23 protein-coding genes and 1 tRNA gene are annotated in these 24,520 nt (G+C 70.8%); 18 read left to right on the top strand and 6 right to left on the bottom strand.

Going from position 1 to position 24,520, the window contains the following annotated elements; all coding sequences use genetic code 11:
* Positions 1–34: 34 nt before the first annotated feature.
* The 5 genes from GGQ83_RS08685 to GGQ83_RS08665 all read left to right on the top strand — a co-directional run bounded on the left by GGQ83_RS08685 (position 35) and on the right by GGQ83_RS08665 (position 7,189).
* Positions 35–2,029 (top strand): vWA domain-containing protein, encoded by a 1,995-nt coding sequence (locus GGQ83_RS08685; RefSeq protein WP_207017959.1) that lies wholly within the window; start codon positions 35–37, stop codon positions 2,027–2,029.
* A gap of 82 nt (positions 2,030–2,111) precedes the next feature.
* On the top strand, positions 2,112–2,807 hold the full coding sequence (locus tag GGQ83_RS08680; RefSeq protein ID WP_184383374.1) for a C40 family peptidase: 696 nt from the start codon (positions 2,112–2,114) through the stop codon (positions 2,805–2,807).
* Between the two features lie 60 nt (positions 2,808–2,867).
* On the top strand, positions 2,868–4,649 hold the full coding sequence (gene dnaG / locus GGQ83_RS08675) for a DNA primase (protein ID WP_184383373.1): 1,782 nt from the start codon (positions 2,868–2,870) through the stop codon (positions 4,647–4,649).
* Between the two features lie 52 nt (positions 4,650–4,701).
* Positions 4,702–6,609, top strand: a complete 1,908-nt coding sequence (rpoD, locus tag GGQ83_RS08670; RefSeq protein WP_184383372.1) for an RNA polymerase sigma factor RpoD — start codon at positions 4,702–4,704, stop codon at positions 6,607–6,609.
* A gap of 10 nt (positions 6,610–6,619) precedes the next feature.
* Entirely contained in the window at positions 6,620–7,189 is a 570-nt protein-coding gene (locus GGQ83_RS08665; RefSeq protein WP_184383371.1) for a GNAT family N-acetyltransferase, read from the top strand.
* Here GGQ83_RS08665 and GGQ83_RS08660 read toward each other — a convergent pair whose 3' ends face one another.
* From GGQ83_RS08660 to GGQ83_RS08645, 4 genes are all read right to left on the bottom strand, one after another.
* A complete protein-coding gene (locus tag GGQ83_RS08660) occupies positions 7,190–7,486 on the bottom strand; it encodes a hypothetical protein (protein WP_184383370.1) in 297 nt (98 codons plus the stop codon). It abuts the gene before it with no gap.
* Between the two features lie 216 nt (positions 7,487–7,702).
* On the bottom strand, positions 7,703–8,248 hold the full coding sequence (locus GGQ83_RS08655; RefSeq protein ID WP_184383369.1) for a DUF4269 domain-containing protein: 546 nt from the start codon (positions 8,246–8,248) through the stop codon (positions 7,703–7,705).
* A gap of 19 nt (positions 8,249–8,267) precedes the next feature.
* Positions 8,268–10,325: a protein-disulfide reductase DsbD family protein gene (locus GGQ83_RS08650; RefSeq protein ID WP_242534911.1), complete on the bottom strand. Its 2,058-nt coding sequence runs from the start codon at positions 10,323–10,325 to the stop codon at positions 8,268–8,270.
* Positions 10,326–10,535: 210 nt separating this feature from the next.
* Entirely contained in the window at positions 10,536–12,653 is a 2,118-nt protein-coding gene (locus tag GGQ83_RS08645; RefSeq protein ID WP_184383367.1) for a sodium-translocating pyrophosphatase, read from the bottom strand.
* 219 nt (positions 12,654–12,872) lie between these two features.
* On the opposite strand from GGQ83_RS08645, the gene ppa reads away from it, so the two are divergent.
* Positions 12,873–13,439 (top strand): inorganic diphosphatase, encoded by a 567-nt coding sequence (gene ppa / locus GGQ83_RS08640; protein ID WP_184383366.1) that lies wholly within the window; start codon positions 12,873–12,875, stop codon positions 13,437–13,439.
* A gap of 48 nt (positions 13,440–13,487) precedes the next feature.
* Positions 13,488–13,561: transfer RNA gene (locus GGQ83_RS08635), tRNA-Ile, on the top strand.
* Between the two features lie 84 nt (positions 13,562–13,645).
* Here GGQ83_RS08635 and GGQ83_RS08630 read toward each other — a convergent pair.
* Positions 13,646–14,596 (bottom strand): LysR family transcriptional regulator, encoded by a 951-nt coding sequence (locus GGQ83_RS08630; RefSeq protein WP_184383365.1) that lies wholly within the window; start codon positions 14,594–14,596, stop codon positions 13,646–13,648.
* A gap of 78 nt (positions 14,597–14,674) precedes the next feature.
* Between GGQ83_RS08630 and GGQ83_RS08625 the strand changes: the two genes are divergently transcribed.
* The 6 genes from GGQ83_RS08625 to GGQ83_RS08600 all read left to right on the top strand — a co-directional run bounded on the left by GGQ83_RS08625 (position 14,675) and on the right by GGQ83_RS08600 (position 20,465).
* Entirely contained in the window at positions 14,675–15,532 is an 858-nt protein-coding gene (locus tag GGQ83_RS08625; RefSeq protein ID WP_184383364.1) for an NAD(P)H-binding protein, read from the top strand.
* A gap of 28 nt (positions 15,533–15,560) precedes the next feature.
* Complete coding sequence (locus tag GGQ83_RS08620) at positions 15,561–16,064, top strand: nucleoside deaminase (protein WP_375781512.1); 504 nt, start codon at positions 15,561–15,563, stop codon at positions 16,062–16,064.
* 60 nt (positions 16,065–16,124) lie between these two features.
* Positions 16,125–17,804, top strand: a complete 1,680-nt coding sequence (ettA, locus tag GGQ83_RS08615) for an energy-dependent translational throttle protein EttA (protein ID WP_184383363.1) — start codon at positions 16,125–16,127, stop codon at positions 17,802–17,804.
* Positions 17,805–17,962: 158 nt separating this feature from the next.
* On the top strand, positions 17,963–18,481 hold the full coding sequence (locus GGQ83_RS08610; protein ID WP_184383362.1) for a GNAT family N-acetyltransferase: 519 nt from the start codon (positions 17,963–17,965) through the stop codon (positions 18,479–18,481).
* Positions 18,482–18,561: 80 nt separating this feature from the next.
* Positions 18,562–19,254, top strand: coding sequence for an ArsR/SmtB family transcription factor (locus GGQ83_RS08605; protein WP_184383361.1), 693 nt, complete (start codon positions 18,562–18,564; stop codon positions 19,252–19,254).
* Positions 19,251–20,465 (top strand): MFS transporter, encoded by a 1,215-nt coding sequence (locus GGQ83_RS08600; RefSeq protein ID WP_184383360.1) that lies wholly within the window; start codon positions 19,251–19,253, stop codon positions 20,463–20,465. The genes GGQ83_RS08605 and GGQ83_RS08600 overlap by 4 nt, the downstream gene beginning before the upstream one ends.
* Here GGQ83_RS08600 and GGQ83_RS08595 read toward each other — a convergent pair.
* Positions 20,462–21,088, bottom strand: coding sequence for an MSMEG_1061 family FMN-dependent PPOX-type flavoprotein (locus GGQ83_RS08595; RefSeq protein ID WP_184383359.1), 627 nt, complete (start codon positions 21,086–21,088; stop codon positions 20,462–20,464). The two genes, GGQ83_RS08600 and GGQ83_RS08595, sit on opposite strands and share 4 nt — an antisense overlap.
* A gap of 69 nt (positions 21,089–21,157) precedes the next feature.
* Between GGQ83_RS08595 and GGQ83_RS08590 the strand changes: the two genes are divergently transcribed.
* Genes GGQ83_RS08590 through ybgC form a run of 5 tightly spaced genes read left to right on the top strand, consistent with a single transcriptional unit; the run spans position 21,158 to position 24,492 of the window.
* On the top strand, positions 21,158–21,904 hold the full coding sequence (locus GGQ83_RS08590) for a YebC/PmpR family DNA-binding transcriptional regulator (RefSeq protein WP_184383358.1): 747 nt from the start codon (positions 21,158–21,160) through the stop codon (positions 21,902–21,904).
* A 3-nt stretch (positions 21,905–21,907) separates the two neighbouring features.
* Complete coding sequence (gene ruvC / locus GGQ83_RS08585; protein ID WP_184383656.1) at positions 21,908–22,420, top strand: crossover junction endodeoxyribonuclease RuvC; 513 nt, start codon at positions 21,908–21,910, stop codon at positions 22,418–22,420.
* On the top strand, positions 22,417–23,037 hold the full coding sequence (gene ruvA, locus GGQ83_RS08580) for a Holliday junction branch migration protein RuvA (RefSeq protein WP_184383357.1): 621 nt from the start codon (positions 22,417–22,419) through the stop codon (positions 23,035–23,037). Before ruvC ends, ruvA begins: the two co-directional genes overlap by 4 nt.
* A complete protein-coding gene (ruvB, locus tag GGQ83_RS08575; protein WP_184383356.1) occupies positions 23,034–24,059 on the top strand; it encodes a Holliday junction branch migration DNA helicase RuvB in 1,026 nt (341 codons plus the stop codon). Before ruvA ends, ruvB begins: the two co-directional genes overlap by 4 nt.
* Entirely contained in the window at positions 24,052–24,492 is a 441-nt protein-coding gene (gene ybgC / locus GGQ83_RS08570) for a tol-pal system-associated acyl-CoA thioesterase (protein ID WP_184383355.1), read from the top strand. The genes ruvB and ybgC overlap by 8 nt, the downstream gene beginning before the upstream one ends.
* Positions 24,493–24,520: the final 28 nt, after the last annotated feature.

Genomic DNA, 24,520 nt, shown 5'->3' with positions numbered 1-24,520 from the left:
CCCTCTGCTGGCCCCCTCTTACGGAGCGTGTCGCTTGAAACCCCATGCCCTGTTCCTCGGCGCCGCCATGGCGCTCGGTGCTTCTCCCGCGGCCATGGCCGAGCGCGTGGGCGTGCTGGTCTTCGACGCCTCCGGCTCGATGTGGAACCGGGTCGAGGGCAACCGCACCCGCATCGAGGTGGCGCGCGATGTGGTGGGCGACTATTTCACCCGGCGTGACCAGTCGGTGCCGCTCGCCGTCATCGCCTATGGGCACAACCGGCGTGGAGATTGCCGCGACATCGAGGTGATCGCGCCCATGGGCCGCGCCGCAGGCGGCACGCTGGCGCAACGGCTGCGCGCCCTGACGCCGCGCGGCATGACGCCGCTGACCGACAGCCTGCGCCAGGCCCGCGCGCAAATCCCGGCCACGGCGGAAAGCGCCGACATCATCCTGGTCACCGACGGGCTTGAGACCTGCCAGGGCGACCCCTGCGCCCTGGCCGCCGAATTCGCCGCCGAGGGCATCAACATCCGCGCCCATGTCGTGGGCTTCGGGTTGAGCCGGACGGAGGTGCAGGCGCTCTCCTGCATCACGGAGCAGACCGGCGGGCGGCTGTTCGAGACCAATTCCGGCGCGGAGCTGGCCGAGGCGCTGCGCGAGGTGAGCGCCGCCGTGCCGCCCCCCGCCGTGGCGCCCCCCGTCGTGGCACCGACACCGCCCCCGCCGGAGCGCGAGGCGGCCTTCGACCTCGATGCCCGCGCCGAGGCCGGCTTCACCTACAGCATCCGCTGGCGGGGCGAGGCGCGCAATGTGGACTATATGGGCTTCGTGCAGCGCGGTGCCGATCGCGCGCCATCGAGCGCCGGCTTCAACGTGATCGGCGGCACTTCGGCGCGACCGAACAACCCCGCCCGCCGTCGGGCGCCGGAGCAGCCGGGTGAGTATGACCTCATCATCCGCGGCGCTCACGGCGTCATCATCGCCCGCCAGGCGGTGGAGGTGGTGGCGCCCAGCATGGGGTTCGATCCGGTGGGCTCCGTGGCGCCGGGCAGCAGCTTCGTCTTCGTCTATCGTGGTCCCGACCAGGCCAGTGAGCGGATCGTCATCGCCCGCCCGGGTGATCCGCCGGCCCAATACGGCCCGAACTGGAACTTCGCCCTGTCCACCCGTGGGCGGGCCAGGCTGCGCGTCCCTACCGAGCCGGGCGAGTATGAGGTGCGCTACCTGAATGCCAGCCGCACCGAGGTGATGTTCGCCCGCCGCTTCGGCGTGGGCGTGCCCTTCGAGGATGCCGACACGACCAATGTGGCGGCCCTCGCCGCGCAGGCGGCCGCCGCCACCCGCGCCGCCCCCGAGCAGGACAACCTGCCCGAGGTGGAGGCCCGCTTCCGCCTGCCGGATGGCGTGCCGCCCGGCCCCGTCACCTGGTCGGCCGTGCCGCTCGACCCCGACCTGCCGCCCGAGGCCTGGGCGCCGCAGGAGGCCAGCGTGGTGGGCGAGGGCCGCTTCGCCCCCGGCCGCTACCGCGTGACGGCCATCGCCCCCGGCGAGGTGGAGTTCACCGCCGATGTCGAAATCCTGCCCGGGCAGGAGAATGTCTTCACGGTGCAAATGGTGCCGGTGCCGGAGGAGGTGCGGCATGAATCGCCGCTGAACGGCCAGTGGCGCCTCTTCATGATCCCGCCGCACACCAACCCGACGCCGCCGATCCCGATGCTGGATGTCCAGATGCGGCGAGAAGGAATGGACGGGCCGATCACGGGCCGCTTCGAGCTGCTGCCGGCGCTGGGCGGGACGCAGTTGGCCGGCACGACCGGCCCGCTGGGCGAGCCGAGCCAGGATTCCCATGGGCTTCTGCGCTTCAACATCTGCCCCTGCGAGGGAGTGCCGGGGCAGTTCAGGGTCAGCATGCGGCCCTATGGCGTGGGCTTCGCCGGCTCGCTTTCGGCCGGGAGGCGGGGCTTCCGCGCGGCGCTGTGGCCCGCGGACCTGCCCTTGCCGGATCTCGACCCGCTGAAGGAGGCGCTGCACGGGCCGCGCCCCTAGATCCCGAGCCGGGCGGGCGGGCTGGCGAAGACGCCGCCTCCCGCCGCTCCAGCCAGCCACGACAGCAGAGGGAGGCCAACCCATGGCCAGGCATTTGCGCGCGCCCGATCTCTACCGCGGCGACATCATCCTGACTTCCATGCGCACCCGGCTCGGCCCGACGACGTCGGTCACAACGGCACTGATCCCCGTCGTCGAGAACAACTTCATCAATGTTGCGACGGTGTCGGCCTACTCCCACGCGATCCTGGTTGCCGAGCCCGGCCGGATCATCGAGTTCCGCAAGACGATGAAGGAGAAATCCCTCCGCGATTCATTGACGGATGGAGGACGGGATGTGCCGGCGGTGGCGCATGTCTTTCGCCGGCGCGGCTCCAATGGCCACAACCGGCCACAGGTGCTCATCAATGCGCGAAAGATGGTGCATGGGTTTCGAGCCGTGGATCCGCAGTATGTCCTCTCGGTCTGGATGGGGCTCAACCGGCTCAATTCGGGCCTCCGGCAGGAGGACGTGCAAGGAATGCTCGTGTGCAGCTCCTTCTGCGCCGCGGCCTGGGCTTCCGTCGGCCTGCCGCTCAGCCCCGATGACCCGCACAACATGTCGCCCGGCGATATCGCCCTTTGCGCGGACCCCGCGACCATGAAGTCCGTGGCGAGGGCGCAGGATCTCTGGGCCCTGGCCGTGACCGCCGCGCGCCAGCGGCCCGCGTCCCTTCTCTCCAGCCGGCACATCACGCTTGATCTCGTGGGCATGATGGACCCGGCTGAATATTCGTGAGGCAGGGGTGCGCCCCGGGCCGATGCGGCGGCGATGCGGCTCGGCTAGTGTGCGCGACCCATGGCCCTCCCGCCCTCCTTCCTGGACGAACTCCGTGCCCGCACCCCCATGCCCTCGCTGGTGGGGCGGCGGGTGCGGCTGTCCAAGTCGGGCCGCAACTGGAAGGGCCTGTGCCCCTTTCATAACGAAAAATCCCCGTCCTTCTATGTCTATGAGGACAGTTTCCATTGCTTCGGCTGCGGGGCGCATGGCGATGCCTTCGCCTATGTCATGCGGGCCGAGGGAATGGGCTTCATGGAGGCGGTGGAACGCCTCTCGGGCGAGGCCGGCCTCGATGTCCCCAAGGCCACCCCCGAGGCCGCGGCGCGCGAGGCCCGGGCGCGCGACCTGCACGGCGTGCTGGAAGCGGCCGAGGCCGCCTATCGCCGGCGCCTGCGCAGCGCCGAGGGCGCGGACGGCCTGGCCTATCTGCGAAAGCGCGGCCTGACCGACGAGACCATCGCCCGCTTCGGCCTGGGCTGGTCGGGCGGGGGGCGCGGGGTGCTGGCGGCGGAATTGCGGGAGCTGGGCATCACGCCCGCGCAGCTCATCGAGGCCGGGCTGATGCAGCCGCGCGAGGAGGGCGGCGCCAGTGACCTCTTCTTCAACCGCGTCATGTTCCCCATCCGCGACCGGCGCGGCCGCACCATCAGCTTCGGTGGCCGCATGCTGGGGGAGGGCCAGCCCAAATATGTGAACGGGCCCGAGACGGCGCTGTTTTCCAAGCGCCGCAACCTCTACGGCCTGGACCTGGCGCGGGAGGGCGTGTTCCGCGGTGCCACCCTGATCGTGGCCGAGGGCTATATGGACGTGATCGCGCTGCACCAGGCGGGCTTCACGGGTGCGGTGGCGCCACTCGGCACCGCGCTGACGCCCGAACAGCTGGAAGCCCTGTGGCGCGTCAGCCCCGAGCCCGTGCTCTGCTTCGACGGGGACGCCGCCGGCAGCCGCGCCGCCGGCCGCGCGGCCGAGGTGGCGCTGCCCCTGCTGACGCCGGAGCGCACGCTGCGCTTCGCCACCCTGCCGGCGGGCGATGACCCGGACACGCTGATCCGAAAATCCGGCGCGCAGGGCATGCAATCCCTGCTGGACAAGGCCCAGCCCCTGGCCGACGCCCTGTTCGGCTTGATCGCGGGGGCGAAGCTGCCCGAGGGGCCGGAGGCGCGCGCCGCCATCCGCAACCGCCTCGCCGCCGCCGCGGCCGCCATTCCGGACAAGGCCTTGGCCGCCGAATTCCGGGGGGCGCTGTTCAACCGCTTCTTCGCGCAATCCCGCCGGCCCGGCGCGCGCGCGGCCCCGCGCCACCCCCGCCCGGTGCCCGATGCGACGGCCATCCAGGCGCAGCGGGCGCGGCTGCTGCTGGCGATATGCCTCCACCATCCGGACCTGCTACGCGAGGTTGAGGAGCCGCTGGCACTGCTCGATCTGCCCGAGGGGCCGGCCAAGCAGGTCAGGGATGCCCTCCTTGCCTGGATTCCCCGGGCCGAACGCCTTGACTCCGTGGAGTTGATCGCCCACCTCGAAAAGAGTCCCGTCTCGGCCGCCAGCGCCTGGGTGCTCCGCCCCGCGGGGCTGCCCATGGAAGCCCGTTCCGGGGCCCAACCGAAGGAGGCGCTGGACGCCTTCTGGCAGATATTCGGCTTTCTCCGCGGCGAGGCGGAGCTGGCGGAGGATGCGCGGGCGGCGGAGGCCGCCTTCGCGGGGTCGAACGACCCGGCCGCACAGGCGCGGTTGATCCGTCTCCGCGCCGCGCTGGATGCGCTGCGCCGGGGTGAGGTCGAGGATGAATTCTCCCCCGCCTGAGGGCGGTGGCATAGGGTAGGGGGTTTTTTCCCCCGCAAGCATGGAGTGAGGCATGGCGAGCAAAACGGCAGCGGCGGGCGAGACGGCCGAGGCACGCGAGGAAGCGGTCGAGGGCGCGTTGCTCGACATCACGTCGGCGGCCGTGAAGAAGCTCATCGCCCGCGGCAAGGAGCGTGGCTACGTCACCTTCGACGAGGTGAACTCCGCCATGCCCGAGGGCCAGGTCTCCCCTGAATTCATGGAGGACACCCTCTCCTCCCTCTCCGAGGCCGGCATCAACGTGGTCGAGGCCGAGGAGACCGAGGAGGACGGCGCCCCCAAGCCCGCCAAGGCCGAGGGCGAGGAGGACGAGGAGGAGAGCGGCGGCAATGTGGACGAGGAAAGCCTCGGCCGCACCGACGACCCCGTCCGGATGTATCTGCGCGAGATGGGCAGCGTGGAGCTGCTCTCGCGCGAGGGCGAGATCGCGATCGCCAAGCGCATCGAGGCCGGCCGGGACATGATGATCGGCGGGCTATGCGAAAGCCCGCTGACCTTCAAGGCCATCGTCGCCTGGCATGACGCGGTGCGCGAAGGCCGCATGCTGCTGCGCGACGTGATCGACCTCGAGGCCACCAACAACGCCGACAACCCCGATGGCGCGCCCGCCGAGCCCGAGGAATTCGAGGAGGGCGAGGAAGGCGAGGGTGCCGGCCTGTCGCTCTCCGCGCTGGAAGAGAAGCTGAAGCCCGAGGTCCTGGCCAATTTCGAGGCCATCGAGGGCATCTATTCCAAGCTGAACAAGATCTCGTCCAAGCGGATGGACGCCTACACCTCGGGCGGCGATTTCGCGGGCCGCAGCGAGAAGAGCTACGAGAAGCAGCGCCAGGAGCTGGTGGCGCTGGTGGAGAAGGTGCACCTCCACAACAACCGCATCGAGGAGCTGGTGGACCAGCTCAAGCAGCTCAGCCGCAAGCTGAACGCGCTGGACGGCCAGGTGCTGCGCCTCGCGGAAAGCCACAAGGTGCGGCGCGAGGACTTCCTGCCGCTGTGGAAGGGGTCCGAGCTGGACCAGGCCTTCATGGACCGCGCCGCCCAGATGAAGGGCAAGGCCTGGATGAACTTCTCGTCCAAGTCGCGCGAGGACCTGGAGCGCATCCGCGTCGAGATTTCGGCCGTCGCCGGCGCCACCGGCCTGCCGGTGAGCGAGTTCCGCCGCGTCTATGCCACGGTGAGCCGCGGCGAGCGCGACATGAACCAGGCGAAGAAGGAGATGATCGAGGCGAACCTGCGCCTCGTGATCTCCATCGCCAAGAAATACACCAACCGCGGGCTGCAGTTCCTGGATTTGATCCAGGAGGGCAACATCGGCCTGATGAAGGCGGTGGACAAGTTCGAGTATCGCCGCGGCTACAAGTTCAGCACCTATGCCACCTGGTGGATCCGCCAGGCCATCACGCGCAGCATCGCGGACCAGGCGCGGACCATCCGCATCCCGGTCCACATGATCGAGACCATCAACAAGCTGGTCCGCACCAGCCGCCAGATGCTGCACGAGATCGGCCGCGAGCCGCAGCCCGAGGAGCTGGCCGAGAAGCTCGGCATGCCCTTGGAAAAGGTGCGGAAGGTGCTGAAGATCGCGAAGGAGCCGATCTCCCTCGAAACGCCCATCGGCGATGAGGAGGACAGCCACCTCGGCGACTTCATCGAGGACAAGAACGCCATTATCCCGCTGGACGCGGCCATCCAGTCCAACCTGCGCGAGGCCACGACGCGGGTGCTGGGTTCGCTCACCCCGCGCGAGGAGCGCGTGCTGCGGATGCGCTTCGGCATCGGCATGAACACCGACCACACCCTGGAAGAGGTCGGCCAGCAGTTCAACGTGACGCGCGAGCGCATCCGGCAGATCGAGGCGAAGGCGCTGCGCAAGCTCAAGCACCCCAGCCGGTCGCGCAAGCTGCGCAGCTTCCTCGAAACCTGACGAGCGCGCGATGTGGACGACGGAGCCATCCACCCAGGTCACGGTGGATGTCACCTTCCTGCGAATGGACCGCGCGCCCGCGGAGCCCGGCCCCGCCCTGCCGGCTTCGCTGGCCGTCGAAAGGCTGCGGCCGCGCTGCGAGGTGGCGCAGTATCGCCGCCTCTATGACGGCGTGGGCCATGACTATCTGTGGTGGCTGCGCCGCACGCTCTCCGATGCCGAGCTGGACGCGGTGCTGGGGGACCGCGCCATCAGCGTCCACCTGCTGCATGACCGCGGCGAGGAGCTTGGCTTCTACGAGCTGGACCGGCGCAACTGGCCGCACATCAACCTCGCCTATTTCGGGCTGATGCCGGCGGCGATCGGGCGCGGGGTGGGCATTGCCTTCCTGCACCATGCCATCCGCACCGCCTGGGCGGAGGGTTGCAGCGCGCTGACGGTCAACACCTGCACGGCGGACCATCCGCGCGCCCTGCCCAACTATGTGAAGGCGGGCTTCCGGGTGCTGCGGACGCTGCGCGAGGAATGGCCCATCCCCGACCGCTTGGGCCTGCCCATTCCGGAGCGGGTGCGGGGCTGATCAGCTCCGGTTCAGGAAGGGCCGGGCCGCGTTCAGCGCCGGGCCGCAGCTGGATGCCGCCTCGCGCAGGGTGGCCTCGGCCGGCAGGCGGCCGATCCAGACGCCGATGCCGGTGCTGATGGCCCACCAGGGGTCCTGCGCGGCGCGTGCCAGCAGGGCAGGTGTGGCCTGGGTGACGCAGGCCGTGACGTCGCTCACCACCTGGCGCGGCGCGTCCTGGAGGCGCGAGGCGAATTCCGATTGCAGCGGCGCAATGAGGAAGGTGCTGAGCAGGAAGGCCAGCAGGTCGTTCAGCATGGGGCGGCCTCGCGCGGGCGCGGGGCGATGATGTTCGGTGTCATGTCGGTTCCCTCATTCCGTGACGGAGGGTTCGACATCGCGCCGGCCCCCGTGAAGGAGACATCGGCGCCAGAGGGGCCCGAACCACGGCATCAGGAATGGTCCCGCCACGGGCGCGCTTCAAGGGGTTTCAGCCCTCCGCGAAGGCACGACGCCGCCATTTGGCGCCGGGCGTCACGAAGACCGGGTGGCCGCCGGCGCGTAGCCGGCCCTGGCGAGGTGGCGATCCAGCGTGTCATCGGGCGCAAGGGCGAGGGCCGCGAGCGTCTCGTAAGGATCACCCTCCAGGCCAAGCACCTGGGCGAAGGCGGGCTCCGTCTTCGCGCCGGACCGGCGCCGCGCCATCACGGCCTCGCGCAGGGCGGGGGTGCCGCGTGCCAGCAGGCGCCGCTCGACGGCGAAATGTCGCCAGCCCATCTGCTGCTCCACGGGGAGGGCCTGCCCGAACACCTCGAACTCCCACCCATGGGCGTGGAAGCGCGCGACGACCGGCCGCCCCGCGCCTGTCCACTGGTGGAGGGAGAAGCCTGGGGCGTCTCTCCATTCGCGCCACAGGATGGCGGCGAAGCGGATGGGGTCCGGGGCGTGGCACAGGACATCGATGTCGCTCCCCGGGAGGTCGAGGTTGAGCGGGGGGGTGCCCGCGAGGCGCGCGTCGAACTCCCGCAGGACATGCAGGATGCCGATCGCCCGCACGGCGGCGCCGTGATGCATCTTCATGCCGTGGCCCCGGCGGCGGTCAGCCAGGCGAGGCGATGGCCCCCGGCGTCGCGCGGCCCGTCCCCTGGCTGATCGCCTCCCGCAGCATTCCCTCCGTCAGGATTTGCGGCAGGATCAGGGGCGCGCCGCCGCCGGCGGGATAAAGCAGGTAGAGCGGCACGCCGTCGCGCCCATGTGCGCGCAGCAGCGCGGTGATGGCGGTATCGCCGCGCGTCCAGTCGCCGGTGAGCTGCACCATGCCCGCCTCGCCCATCGCGCGCTGCGTCGCCTCCGTGTGGATGGCGATGCGCTCATTCACCTTGCAGGAGATGCACCACGCCGCCGTCAGGTTCACGAAGATGGGGCGGCCCTCGGCGCGCAGCTCCGCGACGCGCGCGGCGGACCAGGGCTCTGCGTTCCCGGAGACGGCGGCGCTGGCCGTGGGCGCGGTCGAGAGCAGGGGCAGCAGGGCGAGGGCTGCGATCACCGCGACCGCAGCGGTGGTCCGGCCCAGCCGGCCCGTGCCGCCGCTGGCCTGCGCCGTGCCGAAGGCCCAGGCGGCGAGGCCCACCAGCACGCCGCCCACCAGCACCATCAGCACGCCATCGGGCCCCGCCTGCTGGGCCAGCACCCAGACCAGCCACGCGGCCGCGCCATACATGGGGAAGGCCAGGAATTGCCGCAGCCGCTCCATCCAGGCGCCGGGGCGTGGCAGGGCGCGGGCCAGGCCGGGGAAGACCCCCAGCAGCGCATAGGGCAGGGCCAGCCCCAGGCCGAGTGCGGCGAAGACGCCCAGGGTGGCCGGCGCGGGCAGGGTGAGCGAGGCGCCGATGGCCGTCGCCATGAAGGGCGCCGTGCAGGGGGTGGCCACCAGCACGGCCAGCACGCCCGTGCCGAAGCTGCCGCCCGCATGGCCCGACAGCACCGGCCCCCGCACGGCGAAGACGCCCGAAAGGTTCAGCCCCACCGCCAGCATCAGCCAGGCCATGCCGGCCACGAAGGGCGCCCAGGTGAATTGGAAGCCCCAGCCGGCGGCGAGCCCGGCCCCGCGCAGCCCCAGCATCAGCCCGCCGATGGCGAGGAACGCCACCAGCACGCCGGCCGTATAGCCCGCGGCCTCGGCCCGGATGGCGCCGCGGGCCGCGCCGCCCAGCCGCGCCAGCGCCATGGCCTTCATGGCCAGCACGGGGAAGACGCAGGGCATCAGGTTCAGGATCAGCCCGCCCAGCAAAGCGAGGCCCAGCACCTGCCACAGCGGCAGGCCCAGGGCAGGCAGGGCGCCGCCGGGCTCGGCGGAGATGAGGTAGGCGCCGCGCACGCCGGCCGCATCGGTCAGGGCTAGCACGCCGTCCAACCGCGTGGGCCAGGGGGCTTCGGCGGAGGGCAGCGCCAGGGTCAGGGCGCCCTCGCGCACCGCCAGCGGCTGGGCGGGGGCGTTCTCGATCAGGTTCTGGGCGAAGGGGAAGAAGACGGCCTCGCGCAGGCTCGTGGGGTTCAGCCCCTCGCCCTCCACGGTCAGCGCGGCGCGGCCGCCCTCGCGGGCGAAGCGGGCGGTGAAGGGGGCGGGGCGGGGCAGGGCGGCCTCGGCCGCGAGGAAGAGGGGCAGGTTGGCCGGGCGGGGGCTCGCCTCCACGGGCAGGGTGAGGCGGAAGGCGCCATCCTCCGGGATGCAGACATCGGCGCAGGCGAGCCAGGTGCCGGTGGCGTCCAGGGTGACGGTGTCGCCGGGGCGCAGGGTGGTGGGCGCGGTGAGGGTGAAGGGGAAGGCGGCCTCGCCCAGATAGCCGAAATTCATCAGCGGGCCGAAGGGGATGCGGCTGGGGGCGGGGAATTGCAGCGGCCCGGACTGCCAGCCCTCCGGAAGGGCCAGGTCGAGTTCGGGCGGCGCGCCGGCATCGCCCGCATTGGACCAGTAGGTGTGCCAGCCTGGTGCGAGGCGGATGCGAAGCAGCGCGCGGAATTCCTCCCCCGGGGCGATGGCGGCGCGGTCGGCGTGGAGGGTGACGGTGGCGCGGGGTGACACGACGGGCACGGAATCGGCGGCCCGTGCCGGCAGGGCGAAGAATGTCAGCAGCAGAACGAAGAACAGGCGGGCCATGCGGGGATAAAAGGCCCCAAACCGTCCGCGCGACAAGGGCAAAGCGTGCATGGAAGGGTGGCCCCCCGGTGCCCTGCCGTGGCTTTGCCACGGCAGGCGGTGCCCACCCGAGAGGATGGGCACCAAACCGGGGCCCCCATGAAGCGCAGCTTCATGGGGATTGATCGGGGCCCCCACGAAAGCGCCAAAGGCGATTTCGTGGGGAATGAGTTATGCCGCCAGGATCGCCAGAAGCAGAAGTGCGACGATGTTGGTGATCTTGATCATCGGATTCACGGCCGGCCCGGAGGTGTCCTTGTAAGGGTCGCCCACCGTGTCGCCCGTCACGGCGGCCTTATGGGCATCGCTGCCCTTGCCGCCGTAATGGCCCTCCTCGATGTACTTCTTGGCATTGTCCCAGGCGCCGCCGCCCGTGGTCATGGAGACGGCCACGAAGAAGCCCGTGACGATGACACCGAGCAGCATCGCCCCCAGCGCGGAGAAGGCCGCGGCCTTGCCCGCGATCATCAGCACCACGAAGTAGCAGACCACGGGGCTGAGCACCGGCAGCAGCGAGGGCAGGATCATTTCCCGGATGGCGGACTTGGTCAGCATGTCCACCGCCCGGCCGTAATCGGGCTTCTCGGTGCCGGCCATGATGCCGGGCTTCTCGCGGAACTGGCGGCGGACCTCCTCGACGACGGATTGCGCCGCGCGCCCCACCGCCGTCATCGCCATGCCGCCGAACAGGTAGGGCAGCAGGCCGCCGAACAGCAGGCCCACCACGACATAGGGGTTGGCCAGGCTGAAATCGATCGCCCCCAGGCCCGCGAAGTATGGGTAGGCCTCGGGCCGGGCGATGAAGTAGTTCAGGTCCTGCGTGTAGGCCGCGAACAGCACCAGGGCACCCAGGCCGGCCGAGCCGATGGCATAGCCCTTCGTCACGGCCTTGGTGGTGTTGCCCACCGCGTCCAGCGCGTCGGTGGTCACGCGCGTCTCGGCCGGCAGGCCCGCCATTTCCGCGATGCCGCCGGCATTGTCGGTGACGGGGCCGAAGGCGTCGAGGGCCACGATCATGCCGGCCAGCGCCAGCATGGTGGTGGTGGCGATGGCGATGCCGTAGAGGCCGGCCAGCGCATGGGTGGAGATGACCCCCGCGATGATGATGAGCGCGGGAAGCGCCGTGCTCTCCATGCTGACCGCGAGGCCACGGATCACGTTGGTGCCATGGCCGGTCTGCGAGGCCTCGGCGATGGAGCGCACCGGGCGGAAGCCCGTGCCCGTGTAGTATTCCGTCACCCAGACGATGGCGGCGGTGACGGCCAGCCCCACGGCCGCGCAGAGCCAAAGCCCAAAGGCGCCGACGGTGCGGCCCCCGGCCTCCACCCCCGAGAAGCCGAAGAAGATGAAGGCGAGCGGCAGGATCGCGACCAGCGACAGCGCCCCCGTCACCATCAGGCCGCGATACATGGCCCCCATGATGGAGTTGTTGGCCGGCAGCTTCACATAATAGGTGCCGACGATGGAGGTGATGACGCAGACCGCGCCGATGGCCAGCGGGAACAGCATGCCCGAGGCGCGGCCGACATCGGTGAAGCTGATGGCGGCCAGCACCATGGTGGCGACCGCGGTCACGGCATAGGTCTCGAAGAGGTCGGCGGCCATGCCCGCGCAGTCGCCCACGTTGTCGCCCACGTTGTCGGCGATGGTGGCGGGGTTGCGGGGGTCGTCCTCGGGGATGCCGGCTTCCACCTTGCCCACCATGTCGCCGCCCACATCGGCGCCCTTGGTGAAGATGCCGCCGCCCAGTCGCGCGAAGATGGAGATGAGGCTGGCGCCGAAGCCCAGCGCCACCAGGCTGTCGATCACGAGGCGGGAATTGATGGCGTGCCCGCCGATGACGACCAGGATGAAGAAATAGCCCGCGACCCCCATCAGGGCGAGGCCCGCCACCAGCATGCCGGTGATGGCGCCCGACTTGAAGGCGAGGTCGAGCCCCGCCGCCAGGCCCAGCCGGCTCGCTTCCGCCGTGCGGACATTGGCGCGCACCGAGACGTTCATCCCGATGAAGCCCGCGGCCCCCGACAGCACCGCGCCGATCAGGAAGCCGATGGCGACGGGCCCGCCCAGCAGCACCCACACCAGGGCCATGAGCACCACGCCCACGCCCCCGATGGTGATGTATTGCCGGCGAAGATAGGCGGAGGCGCCTTCCTGGATGGCGCGGGCGATTTCCTGCATGCGGGCATCGCCCGCCGGTTTCGCCATGATTTCCTTGGTCGTGATCCAGCCATAGGCGATGGAAGTCGCGCCCAGCAGGAGGACCAGCAGCAACGTCGCTGTGATCACTTTGCTCTCCCATGTTTATTGTTGCGTCGCGGTAATCGGCGATCGTTTTGAAAGCCTAGAACTATCGCACGGCCAGCGTCCACGGCCCTGCAAGCCCCCCCGGGCGGGTTTTTGCGGTATTTTCCCGGGGGATGGAGGCAGGCCATGCGCATCCCCCCTCGCGCCGGCACGGATTTTGTGGTGGAAAGCCGGGCCTTCCCAAACCGGAGCCCAGAGCCCATGCGTATCGACGCCATCCCCATCGGCAAGAACCCGCCCGAGGACCTGAACGTCATCATCGAGGTGGGCGTGGGCGGGGAGCCGGTGAAGTACGAGCTGGACAAGGATGCCGGCACGCTCTTCGTGGACCGCTTCCTCTACACCCCCATGCGCTACCCCGGGAATTACGGCTTCGTGCCCCACACCCTGTGCGGCGACGGGGACCCGCTGGACGTGCTGGTGGCCAACACCCGCCCCATCGCGCCCGGCGCCGTCATCAATGTGCGCCCGGTGGGCGTGCTGAAGATGGAGGATGACGGCGGCATGGACGAGAAGATCATCGCCGTGCCCTCGCCCAAGCTGACCAAGCGCTACGAGAACGTGTTCAACTACACGGACCTGCCCCAGATCACGCTCGACCAGATCCGCCACTTCTTCGAGCACTACAAGGACCTGGAGCCCGGCAAGTGGGTGAAGATCGCCGGCTGGGGCGATGCGGACGAGGCGAAGCGCTACATCCTGGAATCCATCGAGCGCGGCAAGGAAGCCTCCTGGCCCATGCACGAGCGGCGCAAGCCGACGGAGTAAGCGCCCCCTGGACGGGGCGCGCGGGTCTTTGCATCCTCGCGCCCCCATGCGCCCGTAGCTCAATTGGTTAGAGCGGGCCGCTCATAACGGCTTGGTTGCGGGTTCAAGTCCTGCCGGGCGCAAGTCCATTTCCTTGGCGGCTGCTTCACGCCTTTGGCGGAATCGCCGAGGCGTGAAGCAGCCGCTCTGCAAAACCAACGGCGTGATCAACGAATGGTGATCACGCCGTTGGGCGGCAGCACATGCGGCAGGCCGCGCGCCGCCGCCGCCACCCGCCCGCGCAGCCAGCGATGGGCGGGGGCACCCCCCAGAACCTCGGGCCAGATCGCGGTGGTGGTGAAGCCGGGAAGGGGCAGCGGCGCCTCGCGCACCTCCAGCCCCAGCGCCGGTCCATGTTCCAGGGCGAGGCTGCGCGGCAGGGTCACGGCCATCCGCGTCTGCGCCACCATGCGAAGGGCGGCGTGGAAATGCGGCAGCCAGAGCGCCACGCGCCGCCGCATGCCCATTCCCGCCAGCGCGTCATCCACCGCCCCCGTCCCGCGCCCGGTGATGGAGACCAGGATGTGGTCCAGCGCGCAAAACCCCTCCAGCGACCAGTCTTCCAGCGCGGGATGGCCCGCGCGCAGCACCGTCACCAGCCGGTCCTTGTAGAGGGGTGACTGCCGCAGGCTGGCCGGCAGCGGCGCCCCCATCACCGAAAAGGCGAGGTCGAGCCGCCCCGCCGCCAATTCCTCCACCGTGCTGCCCGTGATGGGCAGCACGCGCAGCGCGAGGCCCGGCGCCTCGGCGGCCAGAAGCGGCACCAGGCGGGGCAGCAGCATCAGCGTGTCATGGTCGGTGGCGGCGAGGCGCATCACGCTTTGCAGCCGCGCTGGGTCGAAGCCCTCGCGGGAGATGAGGTCCGCCGTCTCGGCCAGCAGCGATGCGAGGCGCGGGGCCAGGGCCTGGGCGCGCGGGGTGGGGATCAGGGCGCCGGTCGGGCCGCGCACCAGCAGCGCATCGCCCAGCATGCCGCGCAGCCGGCCCAGCGCGCGCGAGACGGCGGGCTGGCTCATGCCCAGCTCCTCGGCCGCGCGGGTGACGGAGGCGTGGCGCAGCAGGGCGCCCAGCACCGTCAGCAGGTTGAGATCCATGCCGCGCAGTTTCACTTCGTGCATGTGCCAATTAACGAACATGCATTGGGAACATGTCCAGCCTTCCGGCATTCCTGTCGCCACCACAGGAGAACCAAAGCCATGTTCCTCATCGCCGGACTCACCGGAAACACGGGCGCCGCGGCGGCCCAGACGCTTCTCGGCCAGGGGGAGCAGGTTCGCGGCCTGGTCCGCGACCCCTCCCGCGCGGCGGACTGGGCCGCGCGCGGCGTCGAACTCGCCACGGCCGACCTGCGCGACACCGCGGCGCTGACCGAGGCCATGCGCGGCGTGGCGGGCGCCTATCTGCTGATCGCCGCCCCCGTCCAGGCGGAGGATGTGATCGGCGACTACATCACGATCGCCACCAGCATCCGCGCGGCGGCGCGGGCGGCGGGGTTGCCGCGCCTGGTGTTCCTTTCCTCGGAGGGCGCGCACCTCGCCTCGGGCACCGGCGCCGTGCGGGCGCTGTACATGGCCGAGGCGCTGCTGGCCGATGCGGCGCCCAGCGTCACCTTCCTGCGGCCTTCCTATTTCCAGGAGAATTGGCGCGGCGTCTTCGACGCGGCGCGGCATGAGGGGGTGCTGCCCAGCTTCCACCCTGAGGACGCGCCCCCGCGCGGCATGGTCGCCACCCGCGACATCGGGGCCGAGGCCGCCCGGCTGCTGACCGAATCCGCGCCGCCGCCGGTGGTGGAGTTCACCAGCGCCATCCAGGCCACCGACGCAGATGCCGCCGCCGCCGCCGCCCAGGTTCTGGGCCGCCCGGTCCAGGTGGTGCGCCCGCCGCGCGAGGCCTGGGAGGGCATCCTGCGTGGCGCCGGGCTGGGTGCCGATTACGCGCGGCTGCTGAGCGGCCTTTATGATGGCCTTCATTCCGGGCAGTTGCGCTTCAGCGGTGCCGCGCCCCTGCGCACCGGCCCCACCACCCTCTCCGAGACCATGCGCGACTGGGTGTAGCGGGGCGCTGCGCCGGCATGGCAGCCTGATGGCCATGCCGGACCCCGACGACATCGCCCATCTCCGCCACGCCTTCACCGTCGCCCGCCGGGCGCGGGCGAATGGAAAGCACCCCTTCGGCGCCACCCTGGTGGACGAACAGGGCCGCGTGCTGATGGAACAGGAGAACGCCTTCGACACGGAAGGCCGCACCGGCCATGCCGAGACGGTGCTGTCCCGCCGCGCCTGCGCCGCCTACAGCGCCGAGGAGTTGGCCCGGACCACCATGTATGTGAGCGCCGAGCCCTGCGCCATGTGCGCGGGTTCCCTCTACTGGGCCGGCATCGGCCGCCTCGTCTACGCGATGAGCGAGGAGAAGCTGAAGCGCATCATCGGCCCCCACCCCGACAATCTGACGCTTGATTTGCCCTGCCGCGTGGTGCTGGAAAGCGGCCAGCGGCCCGTGGAGGTGATCGGGCCCCTGCTGGAGGACGACCCCGAGGCGGCCGCCCTACATGACGGGGTCTGGGACCGCCCCCCCGGCTGCCATTGAAGCCCCACCCCCCGGGCTGTAGAACGGCGCCAACCCCCCTTCGCGCCGACAGGAATTGCCATGCCCGCCTACCAGTATGTCTATGTGATGAAGGACCTCACCAAGAGCTATCCGGGTGGGCGCGAGGTCTTCAAAGGCATCACCCTCTCCTTCCTGCCCGATGCCAAGATCGGCGTGCTCGGCCCCAACGGCGCGGGCAAGTCCACCCTGATGCGCATCATGTCAGGCCAGGACACGGATTACGGCGGCGAGGCCTGGGTCGCGGAGGGCGCGCGCGTGGGCTACCTCTCGCAGGAGCCGCAGCTCGACCCCGACAAGAATGTGGGCGAGAACGTCCGCGCCGCCTTCACGGAGCTTGAAGCCCAGCTCAAGCGCTTCAACGAGATCAGCGAGAAATTCGCCGAGCCGATGGAGGAGGACGAGATGAACGACCTCCTCGCCGAGCAGGGCCGCCTGCAGGAGGCCATTGATGCTGCCGATGGCTGGGACATTGATCGCCGCGTGGACATCGCGCTGGACGCCCTGCGCTGCCCGCCGGCCGAAAGCGCGGTGACCAACCTCTCGGGCGGTGAGCGCCGGCGCGTGGCGCTGTGCCGCCTGCTGCTGGAAAAGCCCGACCTGCTGCTGCTGGACGAGCCCACCAACCACCTGGACGCCGAGAGCGTCTCCTGGCTGGAAACCACGCTGCGCGAATACCAGGGCGCCGTGCTGATCGTGACGCACGACCGCTACTTCCTGGACAACGTCACCAACTGGATCCTGGAAGTGGATCGCGGCCGCGGCTTCCCCTACCAGGGCAACTACTCGGCCTACCTCGACCAGAAGCGCAAGCGGCTGGAGCAGGAGAACCGCGAGGACCAGGCCCGCATCCGCGCCCTGGCGCAGGAGCAGGAGTGGATCGGGCGCAGCCCCTCCGCCCGCCAGGCCAAGAGCAAGGCGCGCATCCAGCGCTACGAGGAGCTGCTGGAAAAGAGCCAGGAGCGTGGCCCCGGGGAGCTGGAAATCCTCATCTCGCCGCCGCCGCGCCTGGGCAACACCGTCATCGAGGCCGAGGGGCTGCGGAAGGCCTATGGCAACCGCCTGCTGATCGACGACCTGTCGTTCAAGCTGCCGCCCGGTGGCATCGTGGGCGTGATCGGGCCGAACGGCGCGGGCAAGACCACGCTGTTCCGCATGATCACCGGCAATGAGGAGCCCGATGCCGGCAGCTTGCGCATCGGCGAGACGGTGCAGCTGGGCTATGTGGACCAGTCGCGCGACAGCCTGGATGACAAGAAGTCCGTCTGGCAGGAAATCTCGGGCGGCGATGATGTGATCAACATCGGCAAGCGCTCCATCCCGTCGCGCGCCTACACCGCCGCCTTCAACTTCAAGGGCGCGGATCAGCAGAAGCGCGTGGGGGTGCTCTCGGGCGGTGAGCGCAACCGCGTCCATCTCGCCAAGATGCTGCGCACGCCGCACAACGTGCTGCTGCTCGACGAGCCGACCAACGACCTCGACGTGGACACGCTGCGCGCCTTGGAAGAGGCGCTGATGGAATTCGCGGGCTGCGTCGTGGTCATCAGCCACGATCGCTGGTTCCTCGATCGTCTCGCCACCCACATCCTGGCCTTCGAGGGCGACAGCCATGTCGAATGGTTCGAGGGCAACTTCCAGGCCTATGAGGCGGACAAGAAGCGACGCCTGGGCAAGGACGCGGACCAGCCGCACCGGATCAAGTATCGCCCTCTCGAACGCTAATCGCGTTCCCCGCAAAGTCGCTTCGCGCCTTTGCGGGGGCCCCGGTTTGGTGCCTTTCCTGAGCCCCTGCGCCAGTTGGCGCGGCGAAGCCGCGCCGCCTTCCTGCGCGGGCGCGTGGGTGGGACCTGCCTGTTCTTTTCTGTTCCTCTGGGGACGTCATGACGCACCAGCTTTTCCGTGCGCCGCGCACGGTCACCACGCCGCGCCTGTCCCTGCTGCCGCCGGGGCCGGAGCACCTGCCGGACCTCATCCGCCTCAAGGGGGATGAGGCCGTGTTCGGCTACATGCTGCACGGCACCCGCAGCGCCCAGCGCACGCGCGAGGAACTCGAGGACGACATGGATTTCTGGCAGGTGCGCGGCTACGGCACCTGGTCGGTCTTCGAGCGCGGCACGGGCGAGTTCCTGGGCATCACGGGGCTGATGGAACGGCCGGACGGGCGCGGCGTGGCCGTGCGCTTCGCCCTCTGGCCGCAGTGCCGCGGCAAGGGCTATGCGCGCGAAGCGGCCCGCGCCGCACTCGATTTCGGACATGCGGCGGGCCTGCCGCGCATCATCGGCGTGGCGCGCGAGACCAACCTCGCCTCGCGCGCGGTGCTCACCGATTGCGGGATGACGCTCTGCGCCGAGTTTCCGCATCGCGGCCACAACATGCTGGTCTACGAAAGCCTCGCGTAAGGCTTCGGGCCCTGATCTTCGGGCCCTAATCTTCGGGGCTGGGCGAAGCGCGGCGTATCGGCGCAGTCTATCCTCCGCACATGTCCAGCCTCGCCGCCATCGCCGCCCTGATCGGCGACCCCTCCCGCGCCGCCATGCTCCAGGCCCTGCTGCCGGGCGAGGCACTGACGGCCGGTGAACTCGCCCGCGTGGCCGGGATCGGCGCGCCCGCGGCCTCATCGCACCTGAAGGCGCTGGTCGAGGCGGGCCTGCTCCGCGTCCATGCCCAGGGCCGCCACCGCTATTTCGCCCTGGGTGGGGAGGAGGTGGCGGCGGCGCTGGAAACGCTGCTTTGCCTCGCGCGCCCTGCCGTTTCGGTGCGGCCCCCCTGGCCGCATGGCGAAGCTTTCCGCACGGGGCGCCTGTGCTGGCACCACCTGGCGGGGCGGCTTGGCGTGGCCCTCTACGCCCGCCTGACGGAAGATGGCTGGCTGGAACCCGCCCCCGGCGGCTGGGCCACCACGGCGCGGGGCGAGGCACGCTTTACGGAACTCGGCGTGGACCTCGCCGCCGCCCGGGCCGCCACCCGCTTCGCCTGTGACTGCATGGACTGGTCCGAACGCCGGCCGCATCTGGCGGGCGGGCTGGGGCGCGAGGTCACCTCCCTGCTGCTGCGCCGACGCTGGCTGAACCGCATCGAGCCCCGCGCGGACGAGGCCTTGCGCCGCCGCCGCCTGGAATGCACGCCCGAGGGGCGGCGCGCGCTGGAATCCGAATTCGGGCTGGCCGCGTGAGCCCTTCGGCGCGGCTGGGCCTCGGGCCTTCGGCGCGGCTGGGCGTGGCGCTCGCGGGCATGACGGTGGTGTCCCAGTTCCATCGCGCGGCGGTGGGGGTGGTGGCGCCGGAACTGGCGGCCGATCTCGGCATGGGGCCCGGTGCCCTGGGCGCCGCCAACACCGCCTTCTTCGGCGCGCTGCTGCTGGCGCAGATCCCCGTCGGCGTGGCGCTCGACCGGATGGGGCCGCGGCGCCTCGTCCTGGCGTTGACGGCCATCGCCGTGCCGGCCGCGCTGTTGCAGGCGCTGGCGCAGGATGGCGCGCAATTCCTCGCCGCGCGCTTCCTGCTGGGCCTGGGCTGCGCGGCCAGCTTCATGTCGGTGGTGGTGCTGGCCGGGCGCTGGCACCGGGGGCCGGCCATGACGGGGGCGGTGGCGCGCATCTTCGCCTGGAGCCAGTTGGGCATTCTCGCGGCCGGGGCGCCGCTGGCGGTGGTGTCGGGTGTCATTGGCTGGCGGGGGGCCTATGCGGCCTCGGCGGGGCTGACCCTGATGCTGGGCCTGCTGTGGTGGCGCTTCGCGGCCGATGACCCGCCTGGTGCCGCCCCCCGCATGGCCCCGCGCGAGACGCTGGCCGAGGTGCTGGCCGGGCAGTTCCAGGTCTGGGTCACGCCCGGCCTGCCGCGCATCCTCGCCCTGCACACGGTGGGCTATGGCGTGATGGCGACGTTGCTGGCCCTCTGGGCCGGGCCCTACCTGAACGATGTGCATGGGCTCGACCCCGCCGCGCGCGGGGCGGTGCTGCTGGCCATGGGCATCGCGGTGCCGGCGGGGCAGCTCGCCCTGCCGATGGCCGAACGTGCCCTGGGGCGGGAGCGCACGGTGCTTGCCATGGCGGGTGTCGCGCTGGTGGCGCTGCTGGCGTTGGCCTGGCCGGGGTTGGCGCTATGGCCGGCGGCGGTGCTGCTGGTCGCGGTGTGCTTCTTCTCGGCCTACCCCATCCTGCTGGTGACGCAGGGCAGGGGGCTGTTCCCCGAGCATCGGGTGGGGCGGGGCGTCACCACGGTGAACCTGGCGCAGGTGCTGGGCTCGGCGCTGCTGCCGGTGCTGGTGGGGGTGGCGCTGGACGGGTTCGGCGTGGCGGAGGCCGGCTACCGGGCGGGCTTCCTGCTGCTGGGGGGCGCGTTGGCGGCGGGGATGGCGGGGTACCGCTTCCTGCCCAGAGGTTAGTACATCGTGGTGCGGATGCGTTCCGGGTAGGTGGCGTCCACATCCTCGGCCGCCACGCGCCCGCCCATATGGCTGGCCATCAGCTGGCCCATGGTCGGCACGCCCTCGGGCCGCTTGCGCCCGTCCCACAGCTTCGAGCGCATCAGCGCCTTGGCGCATTGCATGAACAGGCTCTGCACCGCGATGACCAGCAGCGTGGCCGGCTCCTTGCCCTGGGCCACATGGGCGGCGCGCAGGGCGGGGTCGGTGGTGATGTGGGCGGTGCCGTGAACGCGCAGCGTCTCGGCCACGCCGGGCACCAGGAACAGCAGCGAGACCCGGTTGTCCTCCATCAGGTCGCGCAGCCCGTCAATGCGGTTGTTGCCGCGCCGGTCCGGCAGGATGAGGGTCCGCGGGTCCGCCACCGTCACGAAGCCCGGCGCGTCGCCGCGCGGCGTGATGTGCAGGCCGCGCGACCCGCTGGTGCCCATCAGCAGGAAGGGGCTGGCGGCGATGAAGGCGGCGGTTCGCGGGTCCACCTGATCCGTCACCTTGTTCTTCGCCAGTTCCGACACGGGTCCGTAGAGGGCTTCCAGCTCGGCCAGGGTGGAGATGCCGTGCGGGTCGGGAATGTGCGCGTCCATGGGGGCATGGTGGCGCAATGGGGCCGGGGCCGCTATATCAATCTCTTCCACCAATATCTGAAGTTTGCCATGGCCGGCCATTCGCAATTCAAGAACATCATGCACCGCAAGGGGGCGCAGGACGCGAAGCGCGCCCGCATCTTCTCCAAGCTGGGGCGCGAGATCACGGTCGCGGCCCGGATGGGGCAGCCCGACCCCGCCTTCAACCCGCGCCTGCGCGCCGCCCTCATCGCCGCCCGCCAGGCGAACATGACCAAGGATGCGGTGGAGCGGGCCATCAAGAAGGCCAGCGGTGCGGGCCAGGGCGATGACTACACCGAGGTCCGCTACGAGGGCCGCGGCCCCGCCGGCGTGGCGCTCATCGTGGAAGGGCTGACCGACAACCGCAACCGCACGGCGAGCGACGTGCGCTCCATGTTCAGCAAGCATGGCGGCGCGCTGGGCGAGACGGTGGCCTTCCAGTTCGACCGGCTGGGGGTGGTGCGCTACCCGGCCAGCGTCGCCGATGCCGACACGGTGCTGGAAGCGGCCATCGAGGCCGGCGCGCAGGACGTCATCAGCGGGGAGGAGGCGCATGAGATCCTCTCCGCCCCGGAAGATCTCAACACCGTGCGTGACGCGCTGGAGGCCCGCTTCGGCGAGGCGCTCTCGGCCCGGCTCGACTGGCGCCCCAACCTGACCGTGCCGCTGGATGAAGAAGGTGCCACCGCCATCTTCAAGCTGATCGAGGCGCTGGACGACCATGACGACGTGCAGAACGTCTATGCCAATTTCGAGGTGAGCGACGCCGTGCTGGCCAAGCTCTCCGAAGGCTGACCGCTGCCGCCCGTCCGCATCCTGGGGCTGGACCCTGGCCTCACCCATACGGGCTGGGGGGTGGTGGAGAGTGCCGGGTCGCATCTGCGCTTCATCGCGGCGGGCGCCATCAGCACCACGCCGGCCGAGGAGCTCTCCGCGCGGCTGGTGGTGCTGCATCGCGCACTGGCGGCGCTGATCGGCGAATGGACGCCCGATGAGGCGGCGGTCGAACACACCTATGTGAACAAGAACCCCGCCGCCGCGCTGAAGCTCGGCCAGGCGCGGGGCGTGGTGCTGCTGGCGCCCGCGCTGGCCGGCCTGCCCGTGGCCGAATACCAGGCGATGGAGGTGAAGCGTGCGGTCGTCGGCACCGGCCATGCCGACAAGGTGCAGGTGCAGGACATGGTGAAGCGCCTGCTGCCGGGTGCGGTGCTGAAGCGCGCGGACGCGGCCGATGCGCTGGCGATCGCCATCTGCCACGCGCATCACCGTGGCACGCGCGCCGCACTCGCCCGGATGGCGGCGCTGCCATGATCGCCTCGCTGACCGGCACGGTGCAGTCCACGGGCGAGGGGCAATGCGTGCTGGAGGTGGGCGGCGTGGGCTATCTCGTCGCCTGCTCGCGCAAGACGCTGGACCGGCTGACAGCGCGCGAGGGCATGCAGCGCCTGCTGGTGGAGGCGCGCTTCGCCGCCGAGACGGGCCTGACCCTCTACGGCTTCCTGGATGCGGCCGAGCGTGAGGCCTTCCGCGCGCTGAACGAGGTGAAGAACGTGGCCGCCAAGACGGCGCTGGCCGTGCTCTCCACCCTCTCGCCCGAGCAACTGGCGCGGGTGATCGCGGCCAAGGACCGCAAGGCACTCTCCGCCGCCAAGGGGGTGGGGCCCACCACCGCCAATCGCATCATTGACGAACCGGCCATGCAGAAATGGGCCGTGGGCCGCGCGACGCCGGAGGAGGGGGGCGAGGCCACGCTGGCCGCGCCCCTGCCGGCGCAGGGCGTGGAGGCGGATGCGGTCAGTGCGCTGTCCAATCTCGGCCTCAAGCGGCCCGAGGCGGAGCGCGCGGTGGCGCGGGCCAAGGCGCTGCTGGGGGAGGGGGCTGAGCTGAACGCGCTGATCACCCTGGCGCTTCGGGAAAGCGCGAGATGAGTGAACGCCTCACCTCCGGCGCCCGCCAGGATGAGGACGCGGGCGAGGCCTCCCTCCGCCCGCAGCGCCTCGCGGAATTCACCGGCCAGCAGCGGCTGCGCGAGAACCTGCTGGTCTACATCCAGGCCGCCTCCGCGCGCGGCGAGGCGCTGGACCATGTGCTGCTGCACGGGCCGCCTGGCCTCGGCAAGACCACGCTCGCGCAGATCGTGGCGCGGGAGATGGGCGTGGGCTTCCGCGCCACCTCCGGCCCCGTGTTGCAACGCGCGGGGGATCTCGCCGCCATCCTGACGAACCTGCAGCCGCGCGACGTGCTGTTCGTGGATGAGATCCACCGCCTGCAGCCGGTGATCGAGGAAACCCTCTACCCGGCCATGGAGGACTTCCAGCTCGACCTCATCATCGGCGAGGGGCCGGCGGCGCGCACCGTCCGCATTGATCTGCCGCCCTTCACCCTGGTGGGGGCCACCACGCGCTCGGGCCTGCTCTCCACGCCGCTGCGCGACCGCTTCGGCATTCCGCTGCGGCTGAACCTCTACGCGCCGGAGGAACTGTTCGGCATCCTGCAACGCGGCGCCGTGAAGCTTGGCTTCTCGCTCAGCGAGGAGGGGGCGCGCGAAATCTCGACCCGCTCCCGCGGCACCCCGCGAATCGCGGGAAGGCTGCTGCGGCGCGTGCGGGACTTCGCGGCGGTGGGCGGCCGCGTGGCCGACCGCGCGCTGGTGGACATGGCCCTGGACCGGCTGGAGGTGGACGCCAAGGGCCTGGACGCGATGGACCGCCGCTACCTCCGCCGCATCGCGGAGCACCACAATGGCGGGCCCGTTGGCGTCGAGACCCTGGCCGCCGCGCTGTCCGAAAGCCGCGACACGCTGGAGGATGTGATCGAGCCCTTCCTCATCCAGGAGGGTTTCGTGCTGCGCACCCCCCGCGGCCGCATGCTGGGCGAACCGGGGTGGCGGCACCTGGGCCTGACGCCGCCCGCCGGCACCACCGTCCAGCCGGACCTGCTCGATGAGTGACTTCGCCCATCGCCACACACTGCGCGTCTATTACGAGGACACGGATGCGGGCGGCATCGTCTATCACGCCGCCTACCTCCGGTTCGCGGAACGGGCGCGGACCGAGGCCCTGCGTGACATCGGCCTGCCGCATTCGCGGATGCAGGAAGAACATGGCTGCTTCCTGGTGGTGAAACGCGCGGCGCTGGAGTATGAGCGGCCCGCGCGGCTCGACGATTCGCTGGTGGTCATCACCCGGATCCGCCGCGCGGCCGCCTCGCTCCTGCTCGACCAGCAGGCCTGGCGGGGGGAGGAGAGGCTGGTGCGCATCGAGGTGAAGCTGGCCTGCGTGGACCAGGCCACCTTGTCCGCGCGCCGGTTGCCCGAACCCTGGCTGGGCGCGCTCCGCGCCCGCATATCCGACTGTCCCGCCGAAGGAGGCCTCGCGCCGTGAACAACGTGACCACCGCAGCGCTCGGCGC

The organism is Roseococcus suduntuyensis, from assembly GCF_014196305.1.
Lineage (GTDB): Bacteria > Pseudomonadota > Alphaproteobacteria > Acetobacterales > Acetobacteraceae > Roseococcus > Roseococcus suduntuyensis.
The sequence above is the reverse complement of the archived record's forward strand: the minus strand, read 5'-3'. Positions and strand labels throughout refer to the sequence as shown.

Excerpts from the sequence above, each read along its gene's own strand:
- GGQ83_RS08680 (WP_184383374.1), top strand. The coding sequence starts at position 2,112 with ATGGCCAGGCATTTGCGCGCGCCCGATCTCTACCGCGGCGACATCATC.
- dnaG (WP_184383373.1), top strand. The coding sequence starts at position 2,868 with ATGGCCCTCCCGCCCTCCTTCCTGGACGAACTCCGTGCCCGCACCCCC.
- rpoD (WP_184383372.1), top strand. The coding sequence starts at position 4,702 with ATGGCGAGCAAAACGGCAGCGGCGGGCGAGACGGCCGAGGCACGCGAG.
- GGQ83_RS08665 (WP_184383371.1), top strand. The coding sequence starts at position 6,620 with ATGTGGACGACGGAGCCATCCACCCAGGTCACGGTGGATGTCACCTTC.
- GGQ83_RS08660 (WP_184383370.1), bottom strand. The coding sequence starts at position 7,486 with ATGCTGAACGACCTGCTGGCCTTCCTGCTCAGCACCTTCCTCATTGCG.
- GGQ83_RS08655 (WP_184383369.1), bottom strand. The coding sequence starts at position 8,248 with ATGAAGATGCATCACGGCGCCGCCGTGCGGGCGATCGGCATCCTGCAT.
- GGQ83_RS08650 (WP_242534911.1), bottom strand. The coding sequence starts at position 10,325 with ATGGCCCGCCTGTTCTTCGTTCTGCTGCTGACATTCTTCGCCCTGCCG.
- ppa (WP_184383366.1), top strand. The coding sequence starts at position 12,873 with ATGCGTATCGACGCCATCCCCATCGGCAAGAACCCGCCCGAGGACCTG.
- GGQ83_RS08630 (WP_184383365.1), bottom strand. The coding sequence starts at position 14,596 with ATGCACGAAGTGAAACTGCGCGGCATGGATCTCAACCTGCTGACGGTG.
- GGQ83_RS08625 (WP_184383364.1), top strand. The coding sequence starts at position 14,675 with ATGTTCCTCATCGCCGGACTCACCGGAAACACGGGCGCCGCGGCGGCC.
- GGQ83_RS08620 (WP_375781512.1), top strand. The coding sequence starts at position 15,561 with ATGGCCATGCCGGACCCCGACGACATCGCCCATCTCCGCCACGCCTTC.
- ettA (WP_184383363.1), top strand. The coding sequence starts at position 16,125 with ATGCCCGCCTACCAGTATGTCTATGTGATGAAGGACCTCACCAAGAGC.
- GGQ83_RS08610 (WP_184383362.1), top strand. The coding sequence starts at position 17,963 with ATGACGCACCAGCTTTTCCGTGCGCCGCGCACGGTCACCACGCCGCGC.
- GGQ83_RS08605 (WP_184383361.1), top strand. The coding sequence starts at position 18,562 with ATGTCCAGCCTCGCCGCCATCGCCGCCCTGATCGGCGACCCCTCCCGC.
- GGQ83_RS08595 (WP_184383359.1), bottom strand. The coding sequence starts at position 21,088 with ATGGACGCGCACATTCCCGACCCGCACGGCATCTCCACCCTGGCCGAG.
- GGQ83_RS08590 (WP_184383358.1), top strand. The coding sequence starts at position 21,158 with ATGGCCGGCCATTCGCAATTCAAGAACATCATGCACCGCAAGGGGGCG.
- ruvA (WP_184383357.1), top strand. The coding sequence starts at position 22,417 with ATGATCGCCTCGCTGACCGGCACGGTGCAGTCCACGGGCGAGGGGCAA.
- ruvB (WP_184383356.1), top strand. The coding sequence starts at position 23,034 with ATGAGTGAACGCCTCACCTCCGGCGCCCGCCAGGATGAGGACGCGGGC.
- ybgC (WP_184383355.1), top strand. The coding sequence starts at position 24,052 with ATGAGTGACTTCGCCCATCGCCACACACTGCGCGTCTATTACGAGGAC.